Origin of the sequence: Pseudomonas sp. D3-10 (genome assembly GCF_051132175.1) — a bacterium.
GTDB lineage: Bacteria > Pseudomonadota > Gammaproteobacteria > Pseudomonadales > Pseudomonadaceae > Aquipseudomonas.
In genome coordinates this window covers 4,284,258-4,301,766 of record NZ_CP071668.1, presented here as the reverse complement: position 1 = coordinate 4,301,766, position 17,509 = coordinate 4,284,258, and the positions used below count along the sequence as shown (strand labels likewise).

Here is a 17,509-nt window from a genome sequence, read left to right as displayed (position 1 = left end):
CGATGGCGGCCTGACAGTCGATGATGCGGTGACTGATGGGGCCTCATCGCGAGCAAGCTCGCTCCCACAGGGTATTGCGGTGTTGCTGGGTCAGAGCAACTCAAAACTCTGCTGCTTCACGTCCTGGGAATCCAGGCCGATCTGCACGTTGAACTTGCCTGGCTCTGCCGCGTACTTGAGCTGCGCGTTGAAGAACTTCAGGTCGTCTTCGGTGATGTCGAAGTGGATGACCTTCTTCTCGCCGGCCTTGAGCATGACCTTGCGGAAGTTTTTCAGCTCCTTCACCGGACGGATGATCGAGCCGGTAACGTCCTGGATGTACAGCTGCACCACGGTTTCGCCGTCACGATCGCCGGTGTTTTCCAGAGTGATGCTGGCGTCGAGCTTGCCGGTCTTGTTCAGCGTGGTGGACGACAGGGCCATGTCCGACAGGCTGAACGTCGTGTAGCTCAGCCCATAGCCGAACGGGTAGAGCGGGCCGGTGGTGTCGTCGAAGTACTGCGAGGTGTAGTTGCCTGGCTTGCCCGGCGTGAACGGCCGACCAATGCTCAGGTGGTTGTAGTAGGTCGGAATCTGCCCGACCGAGCGTGGGAACGTGATCGGCAGCTTGCCCGACGGGTTGTAGTCGCCGAACAGCACGTCCGCGATGGCGTTGCCGCCTTCGGTACCGCTGAACCAGGTTTCCAGGATCGCATCGGCCTGCTGTTTTTCTTCCAGCAACGACAGCGGGCGGCCATTCATCAACACCAGCACCAACGGCTTGCCGGTGGCCTTCAGGGCCTTGATCAGCTCGCGCTGGCTGGCGGGGATGTTCAGTTCGGTACGGCTCGACGATTCATGGGACATGCCACGGGACTCGCCCACGGCGGCGACGACTACGTCCGCTTCTTTCGCGGCTTTCACCGCTTCATCGATCAGCACTTGGGCCGGACGCGGATCGTCCACCACTTCCGGGGCATCGAAGTTGAGGAAGTTCAGGTAATCGAGCACCTTCTTGTCGCCCGTGATGTTGGCGCCACGGGCATAGATCAGCTTCGACTCACCGCCCAACGCGCGGGCCATGCCGTCATACACCGTGACCGACAACGCCGGTCGCCCGGCGGCGGCCCAACTGCCCATCATGTCGATCGGCGCCTTGGCCAGCGGGCCGACCAGGGCGATCTTCGCGGTTTTCTTCAGGGGCAGAGTCTGGTTGCGGTTTTCCAGCAGCACCAGGCTGCGGCGCGCCACGTCACGGGCATCGGCGCGGTGCATGCGGTTGTCGGCATAGACATCGGCCGGGTCGTCCTCGGCCTTGCCGATACGCAGGTACGGATCCTTGAACAAGCCCATGTCGTACTTGGCGGCCAGCACTTCACGCACCGCGTTGTCGAGGTCGCTCTGCTCGATCTCGCCCGCCTTGAGCAGCCCTGGCAGCTCCTTGCCATAGAGCGAGTCGTTCATGCTCATGTCGATGCCGGCCTTGATCGCTAGCCTGGCCGCTTCGCGACCGTCCCGAGCGACGCCATGCTTGATCAGCTCGAAAATCGCGCCGTGGTCACTGACGGCCAGGCCCTTGAAGCCCCATTCCTTGCGCAGCAGGTCGTGCATCAACCATGTGTTCGCGGTGGCCGGTACGCCGTTGATGGAATTCAGCGCGACCATTACCCCGCCCGCGCCGGCGTCGATGGCGGCGCGATAGGGCGGCAGGTAGTCCTGGTACATTTTCACCGGGCTCATGTCCACGGTGTTGTAGTCCCGGCCGCCTTCCACGGCGCCGTACAGGGCGAAGTGCTTGACGCTGGCCATGATGCTGTCGGCGGCGTTGGCGCCGGTGCCCTGGAACGCCTTGACCATCACCCCGGCAATGCGCGACACCAGATAAGTGTCTTCGCCGAAGCCTTCGGAGGTCCGGCCCCAGCGTGGATCGCGGGAGATATCGACCATGGGCGCGAAGGTGATGTCGATGCTGTCGGCCGCTGCTTCCTTGGCCGCGATGCGGCCGGAGCGGTAGATGGCGTCCATGTCCCAGCTCGAGGCCAGGGCCAGGGGAATCGGGAAAATGGTGCGATGGCCATGAATCACGTCATAGGCGAAGAACATCGGGATCTTCAGCCGGCTGCGCATGGCCGCGTCCTGCATCGGACGGTTCTCATCGCGGGTAATGGAGTTGAATGTGCCTCCGATGTTGCCGGCGGCGATTTCCTTGCGGATCATCTCCCGGGGCATCTCCGGGCCGATGCTGATCAGGCGCAGCTGGCCGATCTTTTCCTCGAGGGTCATTTGCTTCATCAGGCTGCTGATGAAAGCGTCCTTGTTCTCTATGGGGGCTGGCAGGTTGTCGGCTAATACGGATTGACTGGCCAGACTGACAAACAGGCCCAGCAAACACAGCTTCTTCATGAATAGTTTTCTCGCAAGCCTAAAGGGCGGTGATCAGGACACGCCGGTCAGCCTAAATGTGAGGAACGGCTATTGTTGTTCGGGTGTTATCCAGTTAAATGCAGCACACTTTCGAACCTGTGCCGATGAACTTAGTTTCGCACTGCGCATCTTTTAGCCCATAGACCCGATTCGATCCAGTGCGGCGGCGATTATGCCCCAGACGCCGGTAAGATAGGTGGCGGTGTTTTCTTAATGCAATGCAAGGGAGAGCTTCACCCGATGATTCGACGACTGAACCACCGCAGCGCGCTGCAAATGCTGGCCCTGATGCTGTTCACCACGCTGCTGGCCGGTTGCGGCATCAACAACATCCCGACCCTGGACGAGCAGGCAAAGGCGGCCTGGGGCCAGGTGCAGAACCAATACCAGCGCCGCGCCGACCTGATTCCCAACCTGGTGGAGACCGTCAAGGGTTATGCCCAGCATGAGCAGGAAACCTTGACGGCGGTGATCGAAGCCCGGGCCAAGGCTACGTCCATTCAGGTCGATGCCAGCACCCTGGACAACCCGGAAAAACTCAAGCAGTTCCAGCAGGCCCAGGACCAGTTGAGCGGCGCATTGAGCCGCCTGATGGTGGTATCCGAGCGCTACCCGGACCTGAAGGCCAACCAGAACTTCCTGGCCTTGCAATCGCAACTCGAAGGCACCGAGAACCGCATCGCCGTGGCGCGTCGTGATTTCATCCTGGCCGTGCAGAAATACAACACAGAGATTCGTACCTTCCCGGGTCGCCTGTGGCACAGCGTGATGTACAGCGATCTGCCAGTTCGCGAGACTTTCGAGGCCACCAGCCCGAATGCCGAAAAAGCGCCTGAAGTGAAGTTCTGATGGAGCAGCCTCAAGTTCTGAGCGGCAAGCTGCAAGCTCAGGTAACGCGTACGGCTTTCGGCTTGAGGCTTGCTGCTCGAAGCTTGAAGCTGGTCGTGCTGTTGCTCTGGGCTTTTGCAGCCACGGCCCAGGCAGAATTGAGCTTCCCGGCGCTGACCGGGCGGGTGGTGGACACCGCCCAGTTGCTCGACCCATCGGTGCGCACGCAACTCGATGCGCAACTCAAGGCCCATGAACAGGCCACCGGCGAGCAGGTGGTTGTCGTTACGCTGGCGAACCTTCAAGGCGCCAGCATCGAAGACTTCGGTTATCAATTGGGGCGCCATTGGGGCATCGGGCAAAAGGATAAAAACAACGGCGCGCTGCTGATCGTCGCCCGCGATGACCGTAAACTGCGCATCGAAGTGGGTTACGGGCTGGAAGATCGCCTGACCGACGCCCAGAGTTCGGTGATCATCAACCAGGTGATCACCCCGGCGTTCAAGACGGGCAACTTCAACAAGGGCATCAGTGACGGTGTGGCGGCGATGCTCGTGGTGTTGGGTGGCAACCCCCTCGATGAACCGGCTGCGGCATACAGCGCGGGCAGTGCGGACGAGGGCGATTTCGTCGAGCGCAACCCAGGCTTGTTCATCTTCCTCGCGATGCTTTTCATCCTGACGATTTTCGTTTGCCAAGTGCTCGGTATCCTGCCCAGCGGAGGGGGCTCCGGCGCAAGTTATAGAGGCGGAGGAGGCGGCTTCGGCGGCGGTGGTGGCGGTGGCTTCAGCGGTGGTGGCGGCAGTTTCGGCGGCGGCGGTTCGTCCGGCGGCTGGTGAGAATAACAATGAGCGGGCATTTTCAAACATGGCATTACTGACTGAACACGAACAGCGCAAAGTGGCCGAGGCGATCGCTCGGGTCGAGCGCGACACCGACGCCGAACTGGTCACGGTGCTCGCCGCCCGCGCCGATGACTACGCCTATATCCCCTTGCTCTGGGCCAGCCTGCTGGCGCTGGTGGTGCCGGGCATCCTGCATTACGTGACGGGATGGCTGAGCGTGCATAGCCTGTTGTGGGTGCAATGGGGTGGTTTCATCGTGCTGTGCCTGATGTTTCGCATTCCTGCCGTCACCACGCACCTCATTCCTCGCTCGGTACGCCACTGGCGGGCTTCCAACCTGGCGCGCCGGCAATTCCTCGAACAGAACCTGCATCACACCGTAGGCAGCACCGGCATGCTCATTTTCGTCTGCGAGGCCGAGCGGTATGTGGAAATCCTGGTGGACGAGGGTATTTCCAAGCGACTCGACAACAGCCATTGGGATGCCATTGTCGGTACGTTCACCCAGCAGGTTCGCCAGGGCCAGACGTTGCAAGGTTTTGTGGCGTGCATCGAGGCTTGCGGCGAATTGCTCAAGGAGCACGTGCCGGTGACCCATGCGCGTAATGAGCTGCCGAATCGGTTGGTGGTGTTGGGCTGATTGGCTGCCGGCCACCATGGCGAAGGCGCCTTGTGGGGAGGGAGCTTGCTGCCGCTGGACCGCGAAGCGGTCCCCATCGATTCCAGGGTCAGGCAACGGGCTCGCACATCGACGACTGCTTCGCAGCCGAGCGGGAGCAAGCTCCCTCGCCACAAAAGCGCGCTGCCACCTAGATTGCGCTGCGCATTTCGCACCGTTGGGGAAATTCCCCGTGCCCCCGCATCCGATCCCCCCTAAAATACCCGTCATTCCCGATCCGCCCGCCCCGAGGCCGCTTTTCCATGTCCGTCACCGCAACTCCCACCCGTCCCGGGCCGGATCACCACGCTCAGTTCATCGAGCTTTTGCAAACCAGTCTCGAACAAAACGCGTTCATCAAGCTGGTGCTGGCCAAGTACGTCGGTGACGAAAGCGATCTGCAGCGGCTGATCATCAAGCAACTGACCGTCAAGGACCAGCCGTGCCTGTCCTTTGTCTATCGCTACAAGACCCGCGACATCACCAAGAATTTTTCGCTGGCCGAAGGCGTGGATGCCATCGCCACGCTGTTGCCGACTTCGTTCAAGAATGCTCACTTGTTGGCGATTACCGACGAGGCGCAGTTGGAATACAGCAAGAAAGGCAAGAGCTCGCTGTTCAAGAGCAAGCCGCAGCAACTGCGGGAAGTACCGTCCGCCGGGCACAACCGCGAGAAAAACCGCTTCCTCGACCTGAATCGGCCCTTTTTGGCCGACTTGGGGGTGACCAACCATAAGCACGAATTGATCCCGGCCATGTCGCGCAAGTGGAAGCAGATCAACAAGTTCATCGAAGTGTTCAGCCACGCGCTGACATCTTCGCCATTGGCCTTGGACAAGCCGGTGCGAGTCTCGGATTTCGGCTCGGGCAAGGGCTACCTGACCTTCGCCATCCATGATTACTTGCGCAACACCTTGCAGGCCGAAGGCGTGGTGACGGGTGTCGAGCTGCGCGAAGACATGGTCAAGCTGTGCAATGAAGCCGCGGCACGACTGGAGCATCCGGGCCTGAGTTTCCAGCACGGTGACGTGCGCACCGTGGCGCCGAGCGAGGTGGATGTGATGATCGCCTTGCACGCCTGCGACATCGCCACCGATTACGCCATCCACATGGGCATCCGCTCGGGCGCCTCGATCATCATGTGCTCACCGTGCTGCCACAAGCAGATCCGCCTGCAAATCCAGAGCCCGGCGCTGCTCAAGCCGATGTTGCAATATGGCCTGCACCTGGGCCAGCAGGCGGAAATGGTCACCGACAGTTTGCGGGCGTTGTTCCTCGAAGCCTGCGGCTATGAGACCAAGGTGTTCGAGTTCATTTCCCTGGACCACACCAACAAGAACAAGATGATCCTGGCGGTCAAACGCCCCGAACCGGTGGAGCCTACCGAACTGCTGGCCAGGATCGACGAACTCAAGGCGTTCTACCACATTACCGAGCACTGCCTCGAAACGCTGCTGCGGGCGGATGGTTACCTGGCCTGACAAACCGATCTGAACCCTGTGGGAGCGAGCCTGCTCGCGAAGAACGATAACGCGGAATATCTGACAAACCGCGCTGCCTGATTCGCGAGCCTGCTCGCTCCCACCCATCAAGTGGTGCAGTCTGTCAGTTAATGGCGGGCTGTCGTTACAGCGGTCTACCTTTAATGCGTCCACTCTCACGCATTCCAAAGGAGCCCATTCCATGGCCGCCAAGAAAATCCTCATGCTGGTCGGCGATTACGTCGAAGATTACGAAGTCATGGTGCCGTTTCAGGCCCTGCAGATGATCGGCCACACCGTCCATGCCGTGTGCCCGGATAAAACGACCGGGCAGACTGTCCGCACGGCGATTCATGACTTCGAGGGCGACCAGACCTACAGCGAAAAACCGGGACATCTGTTCGCCCTCAACCATGACTTCGCCAGCGTCGAGGCGGCCGACTACGATGCGTTGCTGGTGCCAGGCGGTCGCGCTCCGGAATACTTGCGGCTGAATGAAAAAGTCTTGCAACTGGTGCGCGATTTTGACTTGGCGGGCAAGCCGATCGCGGCGGTGTGCCACGGGGCGCAATTGCTGGCGGCGGCGGGCATCCTGGAGGGGCGCGAGTGCAGCGCCTATCCGGCCTGTGCCCCGGAAGTGCGCTTGGCCGGCGGGACGTTCATCGACATCCCGGTGACCGAAGGCCATGTCCAGGGCAACCTCGCCACGGCACCGGCCTGGCCGGCGCACCCGAGCTGGCTGGCGGGGTTTCTGACGTTGCTCGGTACGGCGATTACCCTATAGGCACCGAGCCAACGGGGCGGTCTAGACCTCCACCGGCACCGACAGCTTCGGATCGCCCAGTGGATGGCTCTTGGCATCGAAGAAACGCAGCTCTGTGTCCAAACCCTGGAACAGCTTGGCGTAATGCCGTTTCTGGTGCTGGATGAACGCCTGGCTGCGTGGGTAGATCGAGATGGCGACGGTCTTCGGCGCGGCTTGGCGCAAGGCATCGACAATGTGGCTGTCCTGCTCGCCCAGGGCATGGCCGAACAGGCACAGATTGTCGTGGTGATGCAGCAGTTGGTCGTAGCAGAACGACAGATAGTCGCTGCTGCGAATCGTGTTGAGTTTGTCCTGGCTCGGCCCTTCGCTGACCAACAACGGCACATCGTCGAGGGTCTTGATGGTGTTGTTGATGGCGAAGCTGCCCAGCAGCGTGCCTTCGGTGGAGGTGAGCTTGCGTGCCGTGCCGTCCTGGTTGCGCACCAGGTGCAGGCCACCGTGCAGGTACAAGAGACGGGGTTTGTCGAGGTGGGCCTGGCTCAGGTCAAAGCTGTGGTCGGCCCCCAGGAACAGATCGGTGAGGGTTTCGGGCGCTTGTTGGATCGCCCAATAGCTCAGCAGATCGTAGTTGGTGGTAAACACCGTACGGTAGCTACCCAGTTCCTGATTGAGGTTCTCCAGGGTCGACGGTTGTACCAACCGCCAAGGAATATGCACCGCATGTACGGTGTTGATCAGCGCTTCCTTGATCGCGTAATAACGATTGCGCGGCGCCGCGGAGCTGACGGCCAAGGCCTTGTTGACCCGACTGGTGGTTTTCAGCGCCCCCAGCACTTGTTCGAAACTGCGTGTCTGCAGCGCGTCGAACACGCTCAGTTCCGACGCGCTCAAGGGTTTTTCCTCGACGGTGCGGGCGTTCTCGAACAACGAGTCATAGCCGAAATCATCCCACACGGCGCGGCTGGCGCCATTGCCCACCAACAAGCCGCTGAAGGCGATGTCGGCGCGCAAGGTCTCCCAATCTTCGAGCCGGGCGTCGTATTCCTGGAAATCGGTCATCGCGAAAATCATCTCAAAACGTGGCTAAGGCAGGGCGTGACTTTATCACGACCCAGTCTTGAGCCAGATCGAGATGCGTTTTGAACAGTCGATTTCCTGTGTTTTTACCGACCCGGTCCATTTGGCGTGAACCTGGCGCACAGCGTCGCCGCCGTCGCCAATAACATGCATAAAACCGCGAGTGGCCACGCCTGTTGGCTTAGCAAGAGGCTGGCAATCGCGCCGATCATAGACGCCATCAGCTGGTGCAGGAAACCGCTCAACGCCATGGCGTAAGCACCGGCGATCGGCGAGCCTTCGTTTGCCAGCGACAGGCTGATCGGATAATTCAACGACTGGCCGAACACCGCGAAGCAGTATGGCAACCAGAACAAAAGCGCGACGCTGCTCAGTGAAACGCTTCCTGCCAGCATGGTCGCGCTGCCACCCAGGACCAGGGCAATGCCCCAACCCATCAGCCGGCGCTGGCCCGTGCGCAGCACAAAGGCATTGACCGCGAGCGCGCCCAGCAAGTACGCGCCGCTGATCGGCCAGCCCAACAGCCCATACTCGATGGCAGACCAGTGAAAGCCCTGTTGCAGGATCAGCGGCGCGGCGGTGTTGAAGGCGATGATCACGCCATAACCCAACCCGCCCGCCAACGCAGGCAACAGAAAACCACGATGCTGGAGTATCCGTACGTAGATCCCCCAAGCCGACTGTCCATTGCTGTTTTCGGCAAGTACCGGGAACGCCGCCGTGGACACCGCGGCGGCCATGACCAGGCTGGCCGCGCCCAATCCGAGAAAAATCGCCTCCCATCCAAACGCAGCCTGGATCAGTGAGCCGAGGTACTGGCCGATGCCGAGGGCAACCACGAAGGCGATCGATATCCAGGACAAGGCCTTGGCCAGCTGGTCGCCGCTGAAGCTGTCACGGATCAGCACCCTCGCCATCACCGAAATACCGCTGGCGCCGACGCCCTGGACCAACCTGAACGCCAGGAACGTTTCTATCGTCGTACCCAACGGCAGCGCCAGGTTTGCGAGGCCGTACAGCGTCAATGCCGCCAACAGCACCGGTTTGCGTCCAAGACGCTGGCTCAGGCTGCCCCACATCAGCATCGGCAAGGCCATGCCGACCAGGTACACCGACAACCCCCACGACACTCGGGATGCATCGGCGCTCAGAGCCTGGGCGATATCCGGCAGGGCTGGCAGATAGATGCTCATGCCCAGCTGTGCCAGGAAGACCGTGGTGCAGGTGACGATCAGTGTTGTACGGTTTTTCATCAAGGGCTCGTTTCAAGGACGGATATCACGGCCGTGGGCCACCAAAAGACTGGTCAGCTGTTCGCAGAACAAACGAATCACGTCCGGCTCCATGTCGGCGCGCAGGGTGATGCGGATCGCGGCCTTGTCTTGCGGCACCACGGGGAAAAAGACCGCTGAAGTGAAATACCCCAGGTCGGCCAACTCCACCGCCAGGCGGGTAGCCAGGGCTGCCTCACCGCAGTGCACCAGGCGGATTGCCATGGGGCTTGCATACTGTTCGGTGCGGATGAGGCTGTCGAAAAAACGGATATTAGCCTGCAAACGTTCTTGCAAGGCGTGGAATTCTCGACTGCGATGCAAGCGGATCGAGGCCATGCCGGCGCCGATAGCCGCCGAATTGAGGCTCTGCGACCAGTTGGCGGGGCCGCCGTAACGCTGCACCAGCGTCTTGTGCCGCTCGCTGCCGAACATGGCCAGCCCGCCACTGGCCCCGAAGGACTTGGCCAGCGAGGCGACGATCAGGGTTCGCTCATCCAAGGCGTGGATCCGTGAGCGTACCCGACCGATGCCGCAGTGCCCCACGGTAGACACGGCATGGGAATCGTCCAAATAAAGGAACAGACCATAGCGCTGTCTGAGGTACAACAAACTGTCCAGGTCCGCCATGCCGCCCATGCTGTAGGCGCCGTCCGTCACGTAGGCCACGTTGCCCTGGCGTTTGCAGACGTCCTCAAGAAAATCCATGTCGTTGTGTGGGCAGGTGAGGACCTGGGTTTCATCCGCACACGCGGCCTTGATATGGTTCATTGAGTAGTGGGCGTGCTTGTCGAACACCATCACCGGCGGGCGGTTTTTCGTCAGCGCGCCGCTGGCCAGCAGCGGCAGGATTCCCGCACTCGCCGCACTGCAGGACAGCGCACTGAGGCAGCTGGCGCCGAACAGCTCCGACAGCTGGGTTTCGTATTGGTCCAGGATTGCTAGCCGGCTGCGGTTTCTGGAGTTGGCGACACGCAGTGTTCCTGTTTCCCACAGCGTGGTCATGGCGCCATCCAGCAAGGCGGGGTGGTAATCCAGGCCCAGGTACGACGTGGTGCAAAAGTGATGCAAGGTGCGACCATATTGGTCGATGAGCACGTTGGGAGACTGGACCTCGACGTTCAGTCCAGCGATCTTTCCGTTTTCGGCGTTCTGCCAGTCCCGGTCCGCCAGGGAAATGATTTTGCGATAGTTACTGAAGTGCTGAGTGGGCTGCGCAATCTGGTTCATGGCGTGAATACATTCCTTGGTTAGCGTTGCTGTCCGTGGGGCTTGTGTGTCCAGACTTTACAGACCGATGGGCGGGGCTTTGAATCGGCTGATTCCGGCGTGTTTGAGTGTTACCGGAGACTTCTGCGTAGGACCCTGCCTAGGACCTTGGCCGGGAAATCCATTTGCCATGTCGGAGCTGCTTCCTCGCCTCTGAGCCCGGGGCGTTTGCTATCCTCAGGCGTCTGGGCACCCCGCGTGTCGATACCCTGCGCTATCCTCATCGGTACCGTGGGGGGCGCGTCGGCTTTGCATGCTCCGTCGGCGTCATGAACGGGGGCGACCCGGTTCGCCCATTGCTTGATTACCCGGATGGCTTGCGCGTCATGGACACCCGAAACTCCACGCCGTTGGCCAGTTACCTCGACCTGCTGCTCGATGCCGTCTGCGCCGTCGATGTCCAGGGACGCTTCGTATTCGTCAGCGCCGCCTGCGAGCGTATTTTCGGCTATACCCCCCAGGAACTGATCGGTCGGTCGATGATCGAGCTGGTTCATCCCGCCGATCGCCAACGTACCCTCGAGGCTGCGCGGGAGATCATGGGGGGCGAGCCCAAGCTCAATTTCGAAAACCGCTATCTGCGCAAGGACGGTGGCGTGGTGCACATCTTGTGGTCGGCGCGCTGGTCGGAGGCTGACCAGCTTCGGATCGCCGTGGCTCGCGACATCACCGAGCGCAAGCAGGCGGAATCCAGGCAGGCCGCGTTGTATGCAATTTCCGAGGCGGCCCATGCCGCCGCCGACTTGCTGGCATTATTCAAGCGTATCCACCTCATCATTGGCGAGTGGTTGCCGGCGCTGAATTTCTCGGTGGCGTTGTATGACGAGCAGTGCGCACAGCTCAACTTTGCCTATCACGTCGACGATCGAGAACGACAGCCCGAGCTGCCTGGCACGGCTATCGGGCGCTTGTGCGCCGAAGTGGTACGCAGCGGCCAGCCGATCCTGCTCACGCCCGGTTGCAGCTCGTCGCCCGTGGAATTCTGCGACCTCGTGGCGAAGCCTGATGCGCCTTGCTGGCTGGGTGTACCGCTGAATTCGCAAGGCAGTACGATCGGCGCATTGATCGTCAAGAGTGCTCCGGACAGTGGTCGCTATACGGAGCAGGACAAGGAATTGCTGCAATACGTCTGCGCCCAGATCACCCTCGCCATCGAGCGCCAGCAACTGCAAGCCCGCCTTCAGCACATGGCGCAGTACGACCAACTGACCCAGGTACCCAACCGTGAGTTGCTGCGGGATCGGTTCAAGGCCGCGTTGGCCACGGCCCGTGTTGTCTCTGGACGGATGGCGTTGTTGTACATCGACCTGGATCGTTTCAAGCAAGTCAACGACACCTACGGCCATGGCGTCGGCGATATGCTGCTGCAAGCGGTCGCCAGCCGATTGAAGGGGTGCATACGTGACGCCGACACCGTCGCGCGCATCGGTGGCGATGAGTTCGTCGTGTTGCTCCATAGCGTCCACAGCGTGGAAGATGCCGGCAGGGTACAGGAGAAAATTCGTCTCGCATTGGCCCAACCTCTGCGGCTGGACGGCCACTGTCTCAGCATCGAGCCGAGCATCGGTCTGGCCTGTTTTCCTGACCACGGGACCGAAGACGTAACGCTGTTCCGCCATGCCGATGAGGCGATGTACGCAGCCAAGCGCCACAATCATAGGGCTTTCGGCATTTGAATTCGCGCCACCGTTCGTCGTGGCGTGAGCGTTTTCTCCAAACCTTGAATCCCAGGTCACTTCAAATGAATACGGGGCAAGCGTGCCCATCATTCTTGTTTACGGAGGGTTGGACTATGGGCGGATCAAGCAACATTTATCCGGGAAACATTGCCCACGATCGAACGAAGGTGTCCGAAGCGGGTCGCAAAAGTGGGAGAACCACCATCGCGAGTGTCGATAAAAGTCCGCTGAAAGCCGAGATTGGCCGCAAGCCGGGCGGGACGTCTCGCTGAATGTTCAACGGTGGTTCTGATTTCTGCGGCGCAATATCCCGTCGCAATATCTTTCAGAGGAGGGCGCGACCATGAGCCGGATGGCCACCTTTTTACGCACCACCAGTGTTGTTGTACTGATGGGCCTGGGTGCCAACAGTGCGTGGGCCCAGTCACCTGTCGAATTCATCAACGATGCATCCGCCAAAGGCATGGCCGACATCGAAGCCAGCCGCGAGGCACATTCGAAGGCGGAGTCACGGGAGGTCAAGGATTACACCATCATGGTGATCAACGACCGCACCACCGCCAACCAACATCTGGCGAAGATCGCCAAGAAACTCGACTTGCCTGTCGCGCCGCGGGAAGTAGTGGCGGACAAAGCGAAGACCCTGCAGCCGCAAGTCGCCGAGGGCGAGTCGTTTGAAGCGGCGTATGCCGCCAGCCAGGTCAAGGCCACTGAGGACGCCATCGCGCAGATCCAGCAGCAGGCCCAGACTACTGACGTGCCGGAGATCAAGGCATTCGCCGACGAAACCCTGCCTAAATTGCAGACGCACCTTGAAATGGCCAGGGCCCTGCAAGCCAGCCGTTGATCTTCGCTGCACCTGTGTCACTTCCAGGGCCGGGGCGCCTACGTCCCGGCTTGTTTTGCCCGCCGAAAAGGAGAACCTCGATGTCTACACGCCGAGAACCCAACCAATACGCGATGCAGAATCCGCTGACCCAATACCCGCGTCCGGAATTTCCCGACCAGCCGCAGTCACCCCCTGGCATTGATCAGGATATGGAACCGCAACCGGATCATGGTGAAAAAAGCTATCAAGGTTTTGGTCGCCTGGAGGGGCGCAAGGCCTTGATCACGGGCGGCGATTCGGGGATTGGTCGCGCCGCTGCCATCGCCTACGCCCGGGAAGGGGCCGATGTCGCGATCAATTATCTGCCCAGCGAAGAGCGCGATGCACAACAAGTCATCGAACTGATCAAGGCTGAGGGCCGCAAGGCCATCGCCATACCAGGCGACCTTAAGGATGAGGCGTTCTGTGTCCAGATGGTGAAGATGGCACAGCAGCAACTCGATGGCCTGGATATCCTGGTGAATGTCGCCGGTAAGCAGGAGGCGCAAAAAGACATTGCCGACATCACCACCGCACAATTCGATGACACCATGAAGACCAACATCTATGCGATGTTCTGGATCTGCAAGGCCGCTGTTCCGCTGATGCCGGCTGGGGCAACCATCATCAACACCGCCTCTATCCAATCCTACGATCCGTCCGCGACGCTGCTGGACTACGCCACCACCAAAGCGGCAATCGTGGCGTTTACCAAGGCGCTGGCCGGGCAAGTCATCAGCAAGGGCATTCGTGTCAATGCAGTCGCGCCGGGTCCAATCTGGACCGTGCTGCAACCCAGCGGCGGACAACCTAGGGAGAAGATTCCTACGTTCGGCTCCCAGGTTCCGATGAAACGTCCGGGCCAACCCGCTGAATGCGCGCCGCTTTATGTACTGCTCGCTTCCCAGGAGTCGAGCTATATCACCGGGGAAGTATTTGGCGTGACGGGAGGCAACCCGTTGCCCTGATGCCCAAGGGAGTGCGCGAGTGGCATGGGCCCCTCGCGCATCAGTATCAGCATTGGTTCAGGTCTACCTTTTTTTCCTGTTCGACGCCATCAAGGCTCTTGGCGTCGACCTTGCCCATGTCCTGATACCGCTTCCTCAACGCTTCAAGTTGTTTGAGATCAAGCGACTCGAGACCGAGCATTGCGTTCTGCGCGTCCTTGGACGCCCGAAGCAATTCATCCACTTTCAGGTGCAGGATATCCGTATCGCGGTTCTGCGTATTCTGGATGAGGAACACCATCAGGAAGGTGATGATCGTGGTCGAGGTGTTGATGATCAGTTGCCAGGTATCGTTGAAACCGAACAAAGGTCCGCTGGCAGCCCAGAGCACCAACAGCACGATGGCCCCTAGGAAGGTCTTGGGGCTCCCGGCCCAGAGGGATAGTTTTTGAGCGATTTTGGCGAACGTCATTGCTGTGTTTCCTTTTGGGATGCACCTGTCTGGTGAGACAGCAACGAGGCGGTGAAAATTCTACTTACATTTCAATCGCAAGGTCCCTTACGTTCATCGTGCAGCACGATGACAGTCGCAACCATTGCCGCTGCCACGGGTCACTCATGAAAGCCCTCAGCATTGGAGTACATCATGAATATCGCCCGCACCCTTTGCCTCGCCTGCTGCCTGTTCGCTTTGCAAGGCTGCTTCGACAACTCGGGTAACGAGACCAAGGACAACACCGACGGCAGCAAGTCTTCAGTGCAGATGCAGGAGTCCAAGTCGGAGAGCAAGTAGAATCGGTGAAACGGTGGGAGCGAGCTTGCTCGTGATGGCTCTGTGTCAGGCAACCTGTTATCGCTGACCCTAAGCCATCGCGAGCAAGCTCGCTCACACCGGTTCGTGTTTCGTCAGTGATTGCTCATCGCCCTTGCTGCAGCACCTTCAGCGCTGCCGACGCGAGGAAGCCGGAGCGGCTCTTCTCTTCGGGATGGTGCAATACATATTCATCGATCCGGTTGAGCAGGTAGCCGGGTAACGTGATGTTGAGTTTCTGCGCCTTGCCCAGGTACTTGGTCACATCGATGTCCACCAGCGCCCAGGTGCAACCGGCGTATTGTGGGTTGGCTGCGTGCAGGGTAACGGTGTTGGCCGATGGAATGGGCGAACCGTCTTCGGCCAGAATCTCGAAATGACCCTCGATGGCCTCCCGCGCCATCGCCATGGCCTCGTCCAGGTCGTCACCTGCGGAAAAACAACCGGGAATATCCGGCACTTCCACACCCCAGGCGTGCTTGTCATCGCCCATGGAAATCGCAATTGGGTAAAGCATTCAATCGTCCTCTGGAAAAGCGCGGCAACCAGGCGTCTGGAGAAGGGCCTGTTGCAAGATACTGATAGCCGTCTTCTTGAGCAGGTCCTTCTTGGGATGAGGAACCGTAACCAGCCCCGGTTTGGTTGGGTGTTTGAAGTGATGGTGACTGCCTCGGATACGCACCAGATACCAACCATCCGCAACAATTTGGCTTATCAAAAACCGGCTGTTCACAACACCTCCCTGTGGTGTCATCGGTAAGTACTATACCTACTGAAGAAAAATGATCAACACCATAACCACCATTAAGGACGGTTGGGCTGGCGAGCTCTTTGCTTGAAGTCTAGGAGCAGCGTCACGCTAGGGTGGGAAAGGGCGGGTTGGCTTTATTTCGGGATGTGAGACGGGGTGGTTGATATTGACGTGGCGAGGGAGCTTGCTGCCGCTGGGCTGCGGAGCAGCCCTGGTTTTTCAGCGTATCCGCTACAAATCCATAGGACTCACGACTGCTGCACAAACGTCAGCCGGACCGCAAAACCGATCAGCAAACCACCAAACACCCACCGCTGCACGCGCTGGGCCGAAGGCGAGCGTTGGAGCCATCGCCCAAGCGCTACACCGATCAATGCATAAGCGCTGTCGAACAGCAGGCCAACGCCGACCAGTACTACACCCAATATCGCGAATTGCCCCAACACCGGCCCGTCCTGTGGATCGATGAATTGCGGGAGCAAAACCGAGCAGAACAGCAACGCCTTGGGGTTGAGCAAATTCGTCAACAGACCGCGCCGGATCGCCTGATGCCATTGCCGCTTCTCGATTTCAGCGGCGGCTCCTTCGAAGCGGGGCAACAACGTCGTCCGCAAACATTGAAACCCGATCCAGGCCAGATAAGCAGCCCCGGCCAGGCGCACCGCATCAAACGTCCACGGCGCCGTCTTGAACAATACCGAAAGGCCCATCGCTGCCAGCGCGACATGACATGCCCGGGCGACGCCCAATCCCAGCGCCGTTGCCAATGCCACGCCTTTGCCCTGTCGAGCGCCGGTTTGCAGCACCAGGATCATGTCCGGCCCAGGCAGTAGATACGCCACCGTCAATGCCATGAAAAACAACCAGAGCCCTGTCATTGCAAGCCCTCCGCATTCTGTAGATTGGAGACGCCAGTCTAGGGTCGGAGGGCAGGGCAGGTGGTTGCGTAGTCAGCTTCTAAAGCTCTTGAAATTGGCATAACCTGCCACTTAATCGGGTAATAGAAACGGATAATGCGAAATTATGAAATTGGATACGTTCGACCGCAAAATCCTGACGGCACTGCAACGGGACGGTAGGCTGAGCAACGTGCAACTGGCCGAAGAAATCGGTTTGTCTCCCTCACCCTGTCTGCGTCGCGTGCGGATGCTTGAAGAGGCGGGGGTGATTCGCGGTTATCAAGCCATCCTGGATCGCGATGAAGTGGGACTTGGGATGACGATTTTCGTTGGCATCAAGGTCGAACGGCACACCGACGAGCGAGCCGAGGCTTTCCGTCAGGCGGTGACCGCGCTGCCCGAAGTGATCTCGGCGTTCCTGGTGTCCGGTGAGTCCGACTTCCTGCTGCAAGTGGCGGTGCCTGACCTACGAGCCTATGACCGTTTTGTCACGGGCAAGCTGCTGAAGTTGCCGGGGGTCAGTGATATTCGCAGCAATTTCGCGATCAACACGGTGAAGGCGCCGGGGCCGTTGCCGTTGGGGCATTTGGGTGGGGATTGAGGCGGTTGTCTGTCGTAAGCAACTTGCTGTTTTATGTCGACGAACCAAGCGCTGATCATCCGCCGCCTTACCGCCCTTATGGAAAACAATAAATGACTGGCGTAAGCGTCAGGACAGAAACCCCACAAACCCCAGACCAAAAAAAACCGGCCACCAAGAGCCGGTTTTTTCAATCTCCCGTCAAAAACCACCACGACGCGAGACCAGAATTCGATTGGAGCGGGTGAAGGGAATCGAACCCTCGTTATCAGCTTGGGAAGCTGGAGTAATGCCATTATACGACACCCGCTCAGAGCGGCTGACTTTGTACCAGATGTCGCCTTGGATTTGAAGTTTTTCTTTCCGGCCGGTCAGG

General features: G+C 59.7%; 18 protein-coding genes and 1 tRNA gene. 10 read left to right on the top strand and 9 right to left on the bottom strand.

Annotated features, from left to right (window positions below):
* Positions 1-90 precede the first annotated feature (90 nt).
* Positions 91-2,382 carry a beta-glucosidase BglX gene (bglX, locus tag J3P90_RS19290; protein WP_420766748.1) on the bottom strand — a complete coding sequence of 764 codons (2,292 nt, stop codon included), beginning with the start codon at positions 2,380-2,382 and terminating at the stop codon, positions 91-93.
* Between the two features lie 261 nt (positions 2,383-2,643).
* Between bglX and J3P90_RS19285 the strand changes: the two genes are divergently transcribed.
* The 5 genes from J3P90_RS19285 (at position 2,644) to J3P90_RS19265 (ending at position 6,999) form a co-directional block, all read left to right on the top strand.
* Positions 2,644-3,252, top strand: a complete 609-nt coding sequence (locus J3P90_RS19285; RefSeq protein WP_420766747.1) for a LemA family protein — start codon at positions 2,644-2,646, stop codon at positions 3,250-3,252.
* Complete coding sequence (locus J3P90_RS19280; protein WP_434675247.1) at positions 3,252-4,070, top strand: TPM domain-containing protein; 819 nt, start codon at positions 3,252-3,254, stop codon at positions 4,068-4,070. Before J3P90_RS19285 ends, J3P90_RS19280 begins: the two co-directional genes overlap by 1 nt.
* 28 nt (positions 4,071-4,098) lie before the next feature.
* On the top strand, positions 4,099-4,716 hold the full coding sequence (locus tag J3P90_RS19275) for a TPM domain-containing protein (protein ID WP_420766745.1): 618 nt from the start codon (positions 4,099-4,101) through the stop codon (positions 4,714-4,716).
* A gap of 281 nt (positions 4,717-4,997) precedes the next feature.
* Complete coding sequence (locus J3P90_RS19270; RefSeq protein WP_434675246.1) at positions 4,998-6,215, top strand: class I SAM-dependent methyltransferase; 1,218 nt, start codon at positions 4,998-5,000, stop codon at positions 6,213-6,215.
* A gap of 202 nt (positions 6,216-6,417) precedes the next feature.
* On the top strand, positions 6,418-6,999 hold the full coding sequence (locus J3P90_RS19265) for a DJ-1/PfpI family protein (protein WP_420766743.1): 582 nt from the start codon (positions 6,418-6,420) through the stop codon (positions 6,997-6,999).
* Positions 7,000-7,020: 21 nt separating this feature from the next.
* Here J3P90_RS19265 and J3P90_RS19260 read toward each other — a convergent pair whose 3' ends face one another.
* From J3P90_RS19260 to J3P90_RS19250, 3 genes are all read right to left on the bottom strand, one after another.
* Positions 7,021-8,040 carry a DUF4917 family protein gene (locus J3P90_RS19260; protein WP_434675245.1) on the bottom strand — a complete coding sequence of 340 codons (1,020 nt, stop codon included), beginning with the start codon at positions 8,038-8,040 and terminating at the stop codon, positions 7,021-7,023.
* Between the two features lie 104 nt (positions 8,041-8,144).
* Positions 8,145-9,311: an MFS transporter gene (locus J3P90_RS19255; RefSeq protein WP_434610057.1), complete on the bottom strand. Its 1,167-nt coding sequence runs from the start codon at positions 9,309-9,311 to the stop codon at positions 8,145-8,147.
* Positions 9,312-9,323: 12 nt separating this feature from the next.
* Positions 9,324-10,559, bottom strand: coding sequence for an aminotransferase class I/II-fold pyridoxal phosphate-dependent enzyme (locus J3P90_RS19250; RefSeq protein WP_434675244.1), 1,236 nt, complete (start codon positions 10,557-10,559; stop codon positions 9,324-9,326).
* A gap of 365 nt (positions 10,560-10,924) precedes the next feature.
* On the opposite strand from J3P90_RS19250, the gene J3P90_RS19245 reads away from it, so the two are divergent.
* The 3 genes from J3P90_RS19245 (at position 10,925) to J3P90_RS19235 (ending at position 14,113) form a co-directional block, all read left to right on the top strand.
* Entirely contained in the window at positions 10,925-12,274 is a 1,350-nt protein-coding gene (locus J3P90_RS19245; RefSeq protein ID WP_434675243.1) for a diguanylate cyclase domain-containing protein, read from the top strand.
* Positions 12,275-12,620: 346 nt separating this feature from the next.
* On the top strand, positions 12,621-13,124 hold the full coding sequence (locus tag J3P90_RS19240) for a DUF4142 domain-containing protein (RefSeq protein ID WP_420766738.1): 504 nt from the start codon (positions 12,621-12,623) through the stop codon (positions 13,122-13,124).
* Positions 13,125-13,204: 80 nt separating this feature from the next.
* Complete coding sequence (locus J3P90_RS19235) at positions 13,205-14,113, top strand: SDR family oxidoreductase (protein WP_420766737.1); 909 nt, start codon at positions 13,205-13,207, stop codon at positions 14,111-14,113.
* A 46-nt stretch (positions 14,114-14,159) separates the two neighbouring features.
* Here the strand turns inward: J3P90_RS19235 and J3P90_RS19230 are convergent, their stop codons facing one another.
* A complete protein-coding gene (locus J3P90_RS19230) occupies positions 14,160-14,564 on the bottom strand; it encodes a low affinity iron permease family protein (protein WP_420766736.1) in 405 nt (134 codons plus the stop codon).
* A gap of 174 nt (positions 14,565-14,738) precedes the next feature.
* Between J3P90_RS19230 and J3P90_RS19225 the strand changes: the two genes are divergently transcribed.
* On the top strand, positions 14,739-14,885 hold the full coding sequence (locus J3P90_RS19225) for a hypothetical protein (protein ID WP_434562766.1): 147 nt from the start codon (positions 14,739-14,741) through the stop codon (positions 14,883-14,885).
* A gap of 124 nt (positions 14,886-15,009) precedes the next feature.
* On the opposite strand, the gene J3P90_RS19220 is transcribed toward J3P90_RS19225, so the two are convergent.
* The 3 genes from J3P90_RS19220 to J3P90_RS19210 all read right to left on the bottom strand — a co-directional run bounded on the left by J3P90_RS19220 (position 15,010) and on the right by J3P90_RS19210 (position 16,532).
* Positions 15,010-15,420: a type II toxin-antitoxin system HicB family antitoxin gene (locus tag J3P90_RS19220; RefSeq protein WP_198797116.1), complete on the bottom strand. Its 411-nt coding sequence runs from the start codon at positions 15,418-15,420 to the stop codon at positions 15,010-15,012.
* Positions 15,421-15,636: a type II toxin-antitoxin system HicA family toxin gene (locus tag J3P90_RS19215; RefSeq protein ID WP_420766734.1), complete on the bottom strand. Its 216-nt coding sequence runs from the start codon at positions 15,634-15,636 to the stop codon at positions 15,421-15,423.
* Positions 15,637-15,902: 266 nt separating this feature from the next.
* Positions 15,903-16,532, bottom strand: coding sequence for a LysE family translocator (locus tag J3P90_RS19210; RefSeq protein ID WP_420766733.1), 630 nt, complete (start codon positions 16,530-16,532; stop codon positions 15,903-15,905).
* Between the two features lie 145 nt (positions 16,533-16,677).
* On the opposite strand from J3P90_RS19210, the gene J3P90_RS19205 reads away from it, so the two are divergent.
* Positions 16,678-17,154, top strand: coding sequence for an Lrp/AsnC family transcriptional regulator (locus tag J3P90_RS19205; protein ID WP_434610068.1), 477 nt, complete (start codon positions 16,678-16,680; stop codon positions 17,152-17,154).
* 215 nt (positions 17,155-17,369) lie between these two features.
* Here the strand turns inward: J3P90_RS19205 and J3P90_RS19200 are convergent.
* Positions 17,370-17,443: transfer RNA gene (locus tag J3P90_RS19200), tRNA-Gly, on the bottom strand.
* Positions 17,444-17,509: the final 66 nt, after the last annotated feature.

Coding starts and splice junctions, on each gene's coding strand:
- bglX (WP_420766748.1), bottom strand. CDS start 2,382: ATGAAGAAGCTGTGTTTGCTGGGCCTGTTTGTCAGTCTGGCCAGTCAA.
- J3P90_RS19285 (WP_420766747.1), top strand. CDS start 2,644: ATGATTCGACGACTGAACCACCGCAGCGCGCTGCAAATGCTGGCCCTG.
- J3P90_RS19280 (WP_434675247.1), top strand. CDS start 3,252: ATGGAGCAGCCTCAAGTTCTGAGCGGCAAGCTGCAAGCTCAGGTAACG.
- J3P90_RS19275 (WP_420766745.1), top strand. CDS start 4,099: ATGGCATTACTGACTGAACACGAACAGCGCAAAGTGGCCGAGGCGATC.
- J3P90_RS19270 (WP_434675246.1), top strand. CDS start 4,998: ATGTCCGTCACCGCAACTCCCACCCGTCCCGGGCCGGATCACCACGCT.
- J3P90_RS19265 (WP_420766743.1), top strand. CDS start 6,418: ATGGCCGCCAAGAAAATCCTCATGCTGGTCGGCGATTACGTCGAAGAT.
- J3P90_RS19260 (WP_434675245.1), bottom strand. CDS start 8,040: ATGACCGATTTCCAGGAATACGACGCCCGGCTCGAAGATTGGGAGACC.
- J3P90_RS19255 (WP_434610057.1), bottom strand. CDS start 9,311: ATGAAAAACCGTACAACACTGATCGTCACCTGCACCACGGTCTTCCTG.
- J3P90_RS19250 (WP_434675244.1), bottom strand. CDS start 10,559: ATGAACCAGATTGCGCAGCCCACTCAGCACTTCAGTAACTATCGCAAA.
- J3P90_RS19245 (WP_434675243.1), top strand. CDS start 10,925: ATGGACACCCGAAACTCCACGCCGTTGGCCAGTTACCTCGACCTGCTG.
- J3P90_RS19240 (WP_420766738.1), top strand. CDS start 12,621: ATGAGCCGGATGGCCACCTTTTTACGCACCACCAGTGTTGTTGTACTG.
- J3P90_RS19235 (WP_420766737.1), top strand. CDS start 13,205: ATGTCTACACGCCGAGAACCCAACCAATACGCGATGCAGAATCCGCTG.
- J3P90_RS19230 (WP_420766736.1), bottom strand. CDS start 14,564: ATGACGTTCGCCAAAATCGCTCAAAAACTATCCCTCTGGGCCGGGAGC.
- J3P90_RS19225 (WP_434562766.1), top strand. CDS start 14,739: ATGAATATCGCCCGCACCCTTTGCCTCGCCTGCTGCCTGTTCGCTTTG.
- J3P90_RS19220 (WP_198797116.1), bottom strand. CDS start 15,420: ATGCTTTACCCAATTGCGATTTCCATGGGCGATGACAAGCACGCCTGG.
- J3P90_RS19210 (WP_420766733.1), bottom strand. CDS start 16,532: ATGACAGGGCTCTGGTTGTTTTTCATGGCATTGACGGTGGCGTATCTA.
- J3P90_RS19205 (WP_434610068.1), top strand. CDS start 16,678: ATGAAATTGGATACGTTCGACCGCAAAATCCTGACGGCACTGCAACGG.